The organism is Paenibacillus sp. FSL R7-0313 (assembly GCF_037969885.1).
Taxonomy (GTDB): Bacteria; Bacillota; Bacilli; order Paenibacillales; family Paenibacillaceae; genus Paenibacillus.
On sequence record NZ_CP150219.1, the window covers coordinates 6,129,583 to 6,141,858 of the forward strand.

The window sequence follows — 12,276 nt, forward strand, 5'->3', positions numbered from 1 at the left end:
CTACACTCCGCGAGTAACGTCGATTAAACCTTCACGGGACAGATGTTCCAGGAATTGCACCACCTGCTCACGACATACATCTGGCTCAATCTCATACTCCGCTGCAAGTACCTCAACAACTTCACCCAGCGTGCGTTCTTCTGCGATCAGGTCCCAGATTCGTCCACCGGTACTCCCCAGATTATAGTATTTTCCAGAGCTAATGCTCATCATGACTTTCTCACTGCCCATATCACTGACCAGATTGCCTTCCTTCCGGGTTACCCGGTCTTCCACATTCATCGGCGTAGTTGCTGTCATTGTCCTGTATGCACTCCTTTGCGTATATGATCTGTGATCCGATCCACCATCTCAAATGCTGTAAACTCAGCACCCGTTCTGACCAATCTGCCAATCTCCACACTTGCTGAAAGTCTTGAAGCCGTCTCGAACAACCACTGTGCTAGCCCCTGCCTTGCAACGAGTCCACCACGGAACGTATGCGAGCATAACAGATGCAGTCGTTCTAGCCCCGTCACTTCAACCAGTTGAACAGATGTATGGTTCTCCTCTGGTTGTGGAGCAAGTTCGAATATCCCAGCTAGGGGTACGGCCATCTCATGAAAATAGTGCTGAACAGGTATCGCATACTTCGTAATCTCAGCGTGAACCGTTGCATAATCCTGCTCCTTCATGCCGAAACCGTCCAGACTGGGCTGCCATAACTTCTGTTGCGGGTAACCAGGTGATACGATAGCTCTTCCTCCGGCATCCCAGGTCAGTGCAACAACATCATCGGTGAGAAGCGGATATCCGCGTGATGCCAGTGCGGCCGACAGTGTCGATTTGCCTGCTCCGGAATGTCCGACAAATGCGTAAGCCCAGCCATCAATAACCACTGCACTACCATGCAATGGAAGAATGCCACGCTGCATCATAATGACCGCCATACATGTGCCCAGAATGAATAATCTGACCTTTTTCTCATCTGCACCCGGTATAGGGGATACGACAATGCGCTTTCCTTGCTCCATTAGAAACAGACCTGTATCTTCGATTTTGAAAAAAAGACTGCCCTCTCGTGCCACAAAGTTGTCGTTGCCTACATCCCAATCCTCCCACAATGGGGTCAGATCTAAAGACTCGATGTGCACATCCACGACATCAAAATCAGTCTCTGTATCCTTGGGTACGATCTGTAGTTCAGGCATTCGAATTTGGCTCGACCAGCGCAGACCATACGCCACATAATGCACAGGCAACAATGAACGACGCCTCCTTCGTGATAAAATGTAAAAAAAGCCCTTATATTCATGTTGCTCAATATAAGGGCGGAGGCGAAAAGCTGGATTTGTTGCATTTCCGCCCTTTAAGTATGATGACACTTCATAAAACTTAACAACTTAGGAAGTTGGATCGTACAGATCCGCATCGTGAACCGTTACCCAGTCAATTTGTCTGTAGCCAGTACCGGCCATCGTTTGATTGACTTCCAACACTTCAAGAGCTGGTGCTTGCCATTCCTTTTTTTCCATTTGCATCGTATTCACCTCCTTTCATGTGCCCTCATTCAGAATTTCCGAATGAACCGATAGACAATCAGACTATGCATCATCAATCGCAGATCTGGATGTGAAGCAAGCTCTGGTCTCGGACTCGGAAAGTTCGCCAGGGCAGATTTGATACGCTCCGTGTTTAATATGCCAGCGACCTTGCTGTCAGAACACAAAGCACGCAACTCAGCCGTAAAGGCATCCCAATTGGGAATGATGCGATGTAACCAATCTGCCGGCTGCACACCCCGTACCCGTTGATTCAGTCTGACCTTGTCAGGCAACTCCGGTGAAGTAGCCCGGCGAATCAATGAACGATCCGTCCCGTGTTTCACATATTGTTCAATCGGTACAGACAGGCAGAATCGGATGACTCTGACGTCAGAGGTCGGGTCACGTTCCCAAGCCCGATAACGGAGAGAACATTTTGTGGCTACAGCACCGTTTTTGTTCGCAATGGCCAGATTATTGAATTTCTCGGCACGGACTTTGAGTGCATCAGCCTGGGCACCGCCCTGCAGAACAATAATGGATTTGAGTCGTTCCAGTACACCTGTTCTTTGCGCAAAATCAGGATGGATCAACTGTACAGAAGCGGCCTGGCTGGCTCCTTTGGACTGAGCCTTGAACCAATCCGGATATGCCTTTTTCCCGGTGATCTTGGCTATACGGGAGAAGGGCATGCCGGTTCGTTCACTATACTGCTGCATCTCACGGAACCAGCGGTACCAGCGGCCACTTTTCAGTAGACTGGCGTAATAATCCAGAGCCGGGCCCCAGGAGATGGTGAAATTACCACGTGCGCCTGTGAGCAGGATGCCCGCATCTTGCTGGCTCGCTTTTTCATAGAATCCGCGAATCCAGAACGAATTTTCAAAGTATTTATAAGGCATCTCCATAATGTCGAGCCAGGTATCTACTTCACTAAGTGGACTTCTGCCTTCAAAATCAAGGTAGTTCTCCGTGATATTGCCGACGTGATTAATGGTTGAACGTATGAAAGGCCGTTCGTCTGCGAGCAACGTTTTCGACGTATAATCTGTAAAATCCGGTACGGGAACATAACTGTAGGCCTGCAGCCGTTTACCCTGACTTCTCAGTGTTCCGGAAGCAAAACCAACCACGGCTCCCGAGTCCAGTCCGCCACTTAATGCAGCAGCCACCTGTCTGTGCGTTCGCAAGCGTGATCCAACCGCCTGCCCAAAGACCTCCCGAAACGCTTCTACATACTCGCCATCGGATTTCAGCCTTAGAGGTTCCACTTCATTCCAGCGATGATATTGCTTCAGCTCCAGTCTCCCATCCCGGAAGACAAGTGTATGTGCAGAAGGCAGCTGGCTTATTCCCCGATATACGGTCGAATTGATATCTGCTGAATCATGCATGTCAGGAATGGCAAGGAATTCGGACAACCAGGTCTCATCAAGTTCCTTATGTACCCCTTCAAGCCCGAGCAACGGATTCATGAGTGTGCAGAAGGCAAAACGTGAACCATCATGTCGGTAATAAAAAGCTCTCATACCTGTAATGTCTCTCGCTGCATACAGCTTGCGATTCCGCTCATCCCATATGGCAAATACAAAATCCCCCAGCAATCGGACAGCCACATCGTCTCCCCAGCGCTGATAGGCACGCAGGATCAGTTCACTATCCGCCAACATTGCCAGTTCAGCTCTGGATATCTGTAATTGATCAGCCAACTGTTCCCGATTATCCAGAATGGCATCTGCCGTGATCGTCAGACCACTTTCCTCATCATATAAAGGTAATTTCTCGCTAACCGATTCCGGTGTAATCCATTGGGCATGACAGCTGAGGAACGCCTCATTGCCTTTCCACACCCCTGTTGTATCCGCAGGGACATGCCCCAGGCTTGCATACAAGCGCCAGCTGTCTTCCCATAGCGCCTGCTGACCATCGTTGTGAACAATTCCTGCTATGGCGCTCATGACTTGCCTCCCCGTAGAATCTTGCGCTGTGAAGCCCAGGCGCTGATCTGATGACCAAATGGTACCCATGATTTGATACGCTGTATTTTGCTTTGAGCAGAAGCCAGCTGGACTTTCAAGCGTTCTCGCTCACTGTATCCCCGCTCCAGACGATGATCTGCCGCACGTAATGCGGCTTGCAGCTGTCTGATCGTTACCAGTGCAGCTAGCGTCGGGTCTGTCTTTTCCGGTTCTTCAACAACTGGGTCATTGAGATTCCCAAGCGGATCATGAACGACAGAATCTGCCGGCTGCATCTGGTATTGCGGTTGCCACTGACAACCGGTCGCTGCTGTCAACTGATGCGTGATTCGGTCAATGACCTCTTGATCCGGACTTGCATCATAATGTACACCCGTCCATTGTTCGGCTTCTGCCAGCTGTTCACTGTATCCCATCCGGTGGAACAGATCTGCCCCCATCACACGGCAATACAGTTCAACTTCATGGGGTTCTAATATGTTTTTCCAGTTGTTAACAGAACCCTGATGTGCCTCTTGATGCGAAGAGAGGAATGGATCACCCACGCCCATACTGTAGAACATGTCAGACTTGGCACTGTCCAGAAACTGTCCATACTGCTCCATACCCTGTTCATATCGAATTCCCAGAAACGCGCATAGTTTCTCAAGTTCTTCCTGAGGATTGGATACCAATCGTTCATATTGCAATTCATACGCATTGGGATGTGGTTTGGCAAAATAATCATTCAAGCGGAGCATCCCAAGTGTGAGATCTACGGATTTCATATTTAATTTGGGGCTCTGCAGACTATGAATCAGGTCGAATCCTTCTCCTGTGTGGCGGTTTACCTTTTTGAATGATGCTGCTATGGCCAGAGGATTACGCTGGAGATGAATACGCTTGGACTGAGGGAACAGACGATCCAGCCATTCCAGCATGTAATAGTACCGTGGAGATTTATCAACGATGAAGTCTGCTCCGCTCCCTTCCAGGAATCCATTGTAGATTTCAAGAGCAAAACTTCTGCACGCCTTTTCGAAAACATCCTCGGATACCATGGCATTGTAGAACTGACGAATGATGGAGCTACCACCATAAGCACGTGAATCAGCCTTGGGCAAATCGACAAGATTCATCAGAAACCACATTTCCTGGGTGGCAAATATACGACTATGATTTTGCAGCATTACGGTGGATAAGGAACTACCACTGCGGGGAACACATAGTAAGAAAACAAGTCCGTTACCTTGAGCGTCGATCAATGGCAGCCTCTCCTCTGTTCATTAGTATAAATATGTAGCTGGGATAGACCAGACTCTACCTTTGTGTTTGGCAAAACGAGTAATATGCAAGCTATAGGTCAGCATTTTGCAATATTCCGTCGGAAGCTCCCCCCGGAATGAGGCAAAACACATGGTTACATTCGACAACTCTCAGATACAATATGTATTTATAGTTTTACTCTATGATACAAAATGTATCATGTCAATCTTTTATTTTCACCTTTTCATAAATTCATACTCTTTCACTGTATTCTGCTGTCTGTCATTTAAGCACTTATTCATAATCAATTATGTTCTGATTGCACAAACGCGAATAAGCTCCAGACATGTTCTGTGAGGAACAATGCCTGAAGCCATACGTAATCCGTTGAGAAACTTAATATGAAAACGGGTGAACAACCATCAGGTAAACCTTACATTTGAACTCCTCCCAGGAGCTCCAGCGCTACTATTTCGCTCTTCTTCCTGATCTGCCCGTGTAGCATCCTGCATTCCCTCCTGTACCTTCACGGTTAACAATACGGCAATACCCGCGACGAAAAAGAAAATTAACGACAGAATACCCCAACGTGTGGAACCTGTTATTTGCCCAACATAACCAAACACAAATGGACCAAAGATCGAAGAGAATTTGCCTGTAATATTCACAAAACCAAAATACTCTCCTGTTCTGCCTGCCGGCATCAGATTGCTAAATAGGGAACGCGCTGTGGATTGACTCACACCCTGCACAACACCAACCAACCCGGCGAGCACATAGAAGTGGATCGCTTGTGTCATGAAATAACCGAGAATTACAATACATATGTAGACCGATAAGCTAACGATTAATACCTGCTTTGCTCCCCAACGCTGTGCCCATGCTCCCAGTAACAATGTACACGGGAACCCGATGAACTGGGTTAACAGTAGCGCGAGCATCAGGTCGGCTGTGCCTATGCCTATACTTGTCCCATAGATCGTAGCCATCAGAATGATGGTATTAATGCCGTCATTAAAAAACCAGAAAGCCACCAGCATGCGGATTAACTGGGGAAAACGCCGCATCTGACGAAAGGTTTGCCGCAGTCTGCGCACGCCCACCGCAGCATACCCTTTCCACGTTACGGGAAAATCCGGTGAAGCAGGCCGTCTCGGAGCATGACGAAAGATCGGTATCGAGAACAATAACCACCACAGCGAGACGGAGATAAATGCAAGTCTTGTGCCTGCCAGTGTATTGCTCATCCCGAACCAGCCCGGTTGCTGAATCATCAGCAGGTTCATCGCAAGCAGCAAACCTCCTCCAATATAACCATAGGCATAACCTTTGGAGGATATCATGTCCCTTCGTTCCACAGGTACCAGATCCGGCAGCATTGCATCGTAAAAGGTATTACCACCCGCAAAACCAATCGTAGATATGACCAGCAACGCGGAAGCAAGGAACCAGTCCCCTTCACCGATTGCGCTGAATCCCAATGTGGCAAGGACGCCTATAATTGCAAATACACGCAGGAAGTCGCCTTTCCGTCCAGACAAATCAGCCAGCGTGCCTAGCAACGGTGTTAGCAGAGCTACGCACAACATGCCAATGGAGTGTGTATAAGCCAGGTAGGAGGCGGCGGTATCCGTATCCAGTGTTGCGGCAGCCACCGAAGCATAGAATACGGGCAATACTGCCGCCAGTACTGTTGTTGCATAAGCCGAATTGGCCCAATCATACATAATCCAAGCCTTGATCGCCTTTTTATTCACATGAATCCTTCCTTTTCATGCATCTCTATAGTCTGTGTTCAGAAAGTGTAATTGGCCTTTTTAAACAACCTCTATCAGATGCCAGATCGATGTCTTTCTCCTATTGTAAAGGAAGGATATCACACTTGTTCACTGTTTCTGTAAAAAATGGAGCAGTTCTGTTCTTACGACACACCTTACCTCTGAGGTGAACTTGCGTAATTGTATCATTTTATATCCACTCTCATCACATATCGTCCTCGCCCGTGAATATACTTAATTACCGACAGGCCAAACTGTGCCGCGTAATCAATGGGGGGTGCCTACATGTCAAATTCACACCAGCCTTACTCGTTCGTCGTGTCGAAGGAAGATTGGTCGCTTCACCGCAAAGGGTACCAGGACCAACAGCGCCATCAGCAAAAGGTGAAAGATGTCATCAAGCAGAATCTGCCTGATCTGATTACGGAAGAAAACATCATCATGTCTGATGGAAAACAAATCATCAAGGTACCAATCCGCAGTCTGGATGAGTACCGTTTTGTGTATAACTACCAGAAGCAAAAACATGTCGGTCAAGGAGACGGTGACAGTCAGGTCGGAGACGTCATCGGTCGTGATCCCTCTGCTTCGCAGAAACCCGGCAAAGGCGAAAAAGCTGGCGATCAGCCTGGTCATGATATTGTGGAAGCCGAAGTTAGTATTGAGGAATTGGAAGATATGCTCTTCGCTGAGCTGGAATTACCCGATCTGAAGCAGAAAGACAAAGACCTGATTGAGACACATACCGTAGTTTTCAACGATATTCGCAAAAAAGGCATGCAGTCCAATATTGACAAGAAACGTACCATTCTGGAGAATCTGCGTCGCAATGCAACGACCGGTACGCCAGGCATCCATCACATCAGTCCGGATGACCTGCGCTACAAGACATGGGAAGATAAAATCATTCCACAATCCAATGCCGTTATCATTGCCATGATGGATACATCCGGGTCCATGGGTTCGTTTGAGAAATACTGCGCGCGCAGCTTTTTCTTCTGGATGACCCGTTTTCTACGCCGTCAGTATGAGAAAGTTGAGATTGTTTTCCTCGCCCATCATACGGAAGCCAAGGAAGTAACCGAAGAAGAGTTCTTTACCCGTGGCGAGAGCGGAGGCACCATCTGCTCCTCTGTATATATGAAGGCACTAGATATTATTGACAGTCGGTATCCACCTTCAAGCTACAACATCTACCCTTTCCACTTCTCTGACGGGGATAATCTGACCTCGGATAACGAACGGTGTGTGAAGCTGATCGGCGAGTTAATGAAGCGTAGCAATATGTTTGGATACGGCGAAGTGAATCAGTACAACCGCAGCAGCACACTGATGTCGGCTTACCGTCATATCAAGATGGATCAGTTCATGTATTATGTGATCAAAGAAAAAGGCGAAGTGTACAAAGCTTTGCGCAGCTTTTTCCAGAAAAGGGAAGGAGGCAGCGTTAGATGACAGATGAGATCCGCGACCTAGAATACGCTATTGCCGAGATAATGGAGATTGCCAATGGTTTTGGCCTGGATTATTACCCCATGCGGTACGAAATCTGCCCATCGGATATTATTTATACATTTGGAGCTTATGGCATGCCGACCAGATTCAGTCACTGGAGCTTTGGTAAAACATTTCATAAGATGAAAATGCAATACGATTTTGGACTCAGCAAAATTTATGAGCTTGTCATCAACTCTAACCCTTGTTATGCCTTCTTGCTGGATGGCAATTCCCTGATTCAGAACAAATTGATCGTAGCCCACGTATTGGCACACTGCGATTTTTTCAAAAACAATGCCCGCTTCTCCAAATCCAACCGTAATATGGTCGAAAGCATGGCCGCTACGGCGGATCGGATCAGCAATTATGAGATGGAGTATGGAACGGAAGCCGTTGAAGCATTTATCGATGCCGTGATTGCAATTCAGGAACATGTAGACCCACAGCTGATTAAACCCCGTCATTTGGACAAACAACGCTATATGGAGATGAAAATGCGGGAGCAGCGCGGTGAGAAAGCACCACGGCCGGAAGGTCGCTATGATGATCTGTGGTCACTTGATGACGTGCAGACCGAAGAAGCACCCGCGGAAGGTATTCAGGTTCATCACTTTCCACCTGAACCGGAGAAGGATATCATGTGGTTTATTCAGGAGTTCTCGGAAGTGTTGACCGACTGGCAGCGGGATATCATGAGTATGATGCGTGAAGAGATGTTATATTTCTGGCCACAGATGGAAACCAAAATCATGAACGAAGGCTGGGCCTCCTACTGGCATCAACGCATTATCCGTGAACTCGATCTCAACAGTGAGGATACCATCGAATTTGCCAAACTCAACTCCTCCGTGGTGCAGCCATCCAAACAAAGTCTGAATCCGTATTATTTGGGATTGAAGATTTTCGAGGATATTGAACGGCGCTGGGATAACCCAACCCGTGAAGAACAGGAACGCTGGGGCCGCAAACCGGGCCAAGGTCGTGCCAAAATGTTCGAGGTGCGTGAATTCGATTCCGATACCTCCTTTATCCGCAATTACATGACCAAACAATTAACCGAGGATCTGGACCTCTACGTATTTGAGAAAAAAGGCCCGGACTGGAAAATCACCGACAAGTCCTGGGAGAACATACGGGATCAGCTCGTATTTTCACGTGTCAACGGCGGCTCTCCTTACTTAGTCGTGCAAGATGCTGATTATCTGCGGACCGGGGAACTCGTGCTCAAACATCAATATGAAGGCATCGAGTTGGATCTGAAATATATGGAACGTACCCTGCCTTATCTGTATCGCCTCTGGGGACGCACCGTACATGTGGAGACACGTGTCGAGGATAAACCGATCTGGTTTACGTATGATGGCAAGAAACACCACCGCAAGTTTATGTGAGGTTCCAACAGCCCTTTCCCTTTTAAAAAAGAGAACCTTCGTATCACGTATGAAGGATGGCGACATACCATAAAAAAACAAAAAAAGCGGCAAGCTCCCGACATACACGGGGACTTGCCGCTTGGCATACATAAAATCAGGATGGTACCGGCGGTGTACCATTACCCTGCAATCGCAACGGCACAAAAAAATCATGCTCCACTTCACTTGCCGGCAGTGGGCGACTGAAATAATATCCCTGAATCTCGCGGCAATCATTCTGCATCAGAATATCCAATTGGCCTTTCGTCTCAATGCCTTCGGCAATCACTTCCATCTTGAGATTCTGTGCCATCGATATAATGGTCGCCACAATGGCTTGATCACTGTGACTCTCTGTAATGTCCGTCACAAACGAACGATCAATCTTAAGCTTGTGAATCGGGAAATGCTTCAGATAACTGAGTGAACTGTATCCCGTACCGAAATCATCCAGGCTGATCTTGACACCCAGTGCTGTCAGTTCATTAAGAATCGCCGTGGATACGGCTGCATCCATCATCATGCTCTCTGTTATTTCCAACTCCAGATATCGAGCATCCAGCCCTGTCTCCAAGAGTGCATTCTTGACCTGTTCTACCAAGTTGGATTGGTGGAACTGCTGGCTGGACAAGTTAACCGATACCGGAATGAGTGGTCCGCCGCTGGCATGCCAGAGTTTCATCTGCCTGCATGCTTCCCGCAGCGTCCAATTGCCAATCTCATAGATCATGCCTGTCTCTTCTGCAAGCGGGATAAACACATTGGGTGCGAGCAGACCTTTGAGTGGATGGTTCCAACGTATAAGAGCCTCTACACCAATCATGCGGCTATCCTCGGTACGAATCTGTGGTTGATAGTACAGGACCATCTCATCGCGTTCCAAAGCTTTACGAAGATAACCCTCCAGCTCAATGCGTTCATATAGTTCGGAATCCAGTTGGGCAGTGTAGAATTGGAAACCATTTTTGCCGTTTTTCTTCACTTCATACATGGCGGAGTCCGCATGTTTCAGCAAAGCATCCACGCCCACTCCATGATCCGGATACATCGCAATTCCAATGCTGGCGGTTACGTAAAAGTCGTTCTCCTTCAGTCGATAAGGTAACTGAATGGCCTCAACAATCTGTTTTGCAAGTTCTGACACTCGTACTTCTGTCGCTTGATCCTGGGTCACAACGAGTGTGAACTCGTCACCGCCCATGCGGGCCAGCATGACATTCTCCATAGCCAAGGGATCAGAAGCTTCTATGGCTTTCATGATCCGGCTGCTGACTTCTCTTAGAAATACATCTCCAATGGAATGTCCCAGCGAATCATTAATCATCTTGAAACGATCTATATCCATCACCATAACGGCAAAAGTATTCCCTTTTTCTGCTGAATCGTGAATCGTACAAGCCAGCACATCATCCAACTTGCGCCGATTGGGCAGCCCCGTCAACGGATCATGCAAAGCTTGGTGACGAATCTTCTCCTGAGCCTGTTTCTCCTCCGTAACGTCTTTGATCAAAATGTGACTTCCCACATGTCTGTCATCAATGACAACAGGAACTACAACAATACTAAGGTCCAGAAGTTCACCCTGCACGTCTCTCATTTTGGCCATGTAGTGCGCCTGCTCCAGCCCATGATCATTCCAATCGATGGAATCAAATTCACTTATCCACTTTATATCGATTTGCTGAGCAATCTCATCAATGGAACGATCCATGACCCCTTTTTCAGGATATCCGGTGATTGTTGTTACAGCAGCATTAATCCCTTTGACAATACCTTCCTTATTCACTGAAATAATAGCATCCGAATGGTTATGATACAGGGCCTGATACCATTGCTCATTCTCATGAATCCGTCGATCTTTCTGTGACATTCGCTGATTGATAAATATGCCAAACAACGTCAAGCCCAAAGCAATAAATGTGCCCGATGCAATCAAGTAGGCGAGAATGCCTGGCTCAATCTGCATACCTGAACTTGCCATCGAGCCATGTGAATGATGGAAATGTGCAGCTGACATCCCGGTATAATGCATACCAGAGATTCCAACACCCATAATGAGACCGCTGCCCATCTTGTAAACCCAGGTATGTCTTGATTGATGATAACGGAAGAAAAACATGAGCCACAATGCCGCAAATGAAGCAAGCGCTGCAATCAGAATGGATAACACCACTCTGCCTGGTTCATACGTAACCGGAGTCGACATCGCTGCCATTCCTACATAATGCATCGAGCTGATCCCCACTGTCATCAGTACTCCAGCAATCATGAGCTTGCTTATCTTGCCGGATTGTCTACCCGCAATGTTCAAGGCCACCCCCGATGCGACAATAGCAAGTAGAACAGATAAAACAACCTTACCGGTGGAATAGGAGACTTGCGTAGGCAGAACAAAAGCCAGCATACCTACGAAATGCATGGACCAGATTCCCAGCCCCATCGAGACTGCACCGCAGGTAAGCCATACATTCCGCGCCACCCCGCTAGCCTGACTTACACGGCCTGCAAGGTCAAGGGCTGCGTATGAAGCTAACGATGCAATAATATAGGATAAAATAACAAGTTCTAAGTTGTACGTACCATGTAGGTGCTCCACTCACTCTGTCCTTTCAACCGGGAAATGCCTTGTATGTATGCAAAAATGTAAAAAAGAAGCGAGTGCGCTGTCTGGATGACAGGCACTCCCTCCGCATCATTTGACTCGTGACCACAGACTTAGTTGAAGCCGTTGTCATACATTGGAACCCGTTTATTTGAATGTATATAGTCTAAACGTCCCAGCATTTAAAATCAACACTTATTTCCAGATATACGATGTCGAATAGCTAACATTCTCATATTC

The 12,276-nt window shown here is 47.5% G+C and carries 9 protein-coding genes; 2 read left to right on the forward strand and 7 right to left on the reverse strand.

Annotation, left to right across the window (positions count from 1 at the left end; genetic code table 11):
- The 6 genes from NSQ38_RS26660 to NSQ38_RS26685 form a co-directional block, all read right to left on the reverse strand.
- Entirely contained in the window at positions 1–300 is a 300-nt protein-coding gene (locus NSQ38_RS26660) for a lasso peptide biosynthesis PqqD family chaperone (RefSeq protein WP_017689560.1), read from the reverse strand.
- Complete coding sequence (locus tag NSQ38_RS26665) at positions 297–1,244, reverse strand: aldolase (protein WP_339784905.1); 948 nt, start codon at positions 1,242–1,244, stop codon at positions 297–299. Before NSQ38_RS26665 ends, NSQ38_RS26660 begins: the two co-directional genes overlap by 4 nt.
- A 138-nt stretch (positions 1,245–1,382) precedes the next feature.
- Positions 1,383–1,514, reverse strand: a complete 132-nt coding sequence (locus tag NSQ38_RS26670; RefSeq protein WP_105408482.1) for a paeninodin family lasso peptide — start codon at positions 1,512–1,514, stop codon at positions 1,383–1,385.
- 35 nt (positions 1,515–1,549) lie between these two features.
- Positions 1,550–3,481 (reverse strand): asparagine synthase-related protein, encoded by a 1,932-nt coding sequence (locus NSQ38_RS26675; RefSeq protein WP_339784907.1) that lies wholly within the window; start codon positions 3,479–3,481, stop codon positions 1,550–1,552.
- Complete coding sequence (locus NSQ38_RS26680) at positions 3,478–4,746, reverse strand: sulfotransferase (RefSeq protein WP_339784909.1); 1,269 nt, start codon at positions 4,744–4,746, stop codon at positions 3,478–3,480. The genes NSQ38_RS26675 and NSQ38_RS26680 overlap by 4 nt, the downstream gene beginning before the upstream one ends.
- 423 nt (positions 4,747–5,169) lie before the next feature.
- Positions 5,170–6,504, reverse strand: coding sequence for an MFS transporter (locus NSQ38_RS26685; RefSeq protein ID WP_339784911.1), 1,335 nt, complete (start codon positions 6,502–6,504; stop codon positions 5,170–5,172).
- Positions 6,505–6,810: 306 nt separating this feature from the next.
- On the opposite strand from NSQ38_RS26685, the gene yhbH reads away from it, so the two are divergent.
- Positions 6,811–7,980, forward strand: coding sequence for a sporulation protein YhbH (yhbH, locus tag NSQ38_RS26690; RefSeq protein ID WP_036609998.1), 1,170 nt, complete (start codon positions 6,811–6,813; stop codon positions 7,978–7,980).
- Entirely contained in the window at positions 7,977–9,413 is a 1,437-nt protein-coding gene (locus NSQ38_RS26695) for a SpoVR family protein (RefSeq protein WP_339784913.1), read from the forward strand. Before yhbH ends, NSQ38_RS26695 begins: the two co-directional genes overlap by 4 nt.
- A 136-nt stretch (positions 9,414–9,549) precedes the next feature.
- Here the strand turns inward: NSQ38_RS26695 and NSQ38_RS26700 are convergent, their stop codons facing one another.
- Positions 9,550–12,030 carry an EAL domain-containing protein gene (locus NSQ38_RS26700; protein WP_339784915.1) on the reverse strand — a complete coding sequence of 827 codons (2,481 nt, stop codon included), beginning with the start codon at positions 12,028–12,030 and terminating at the stop codon, positions 9,550–9,552.
- Positions 12,031–12,276 lie beyond the last annotated feature (246 nt).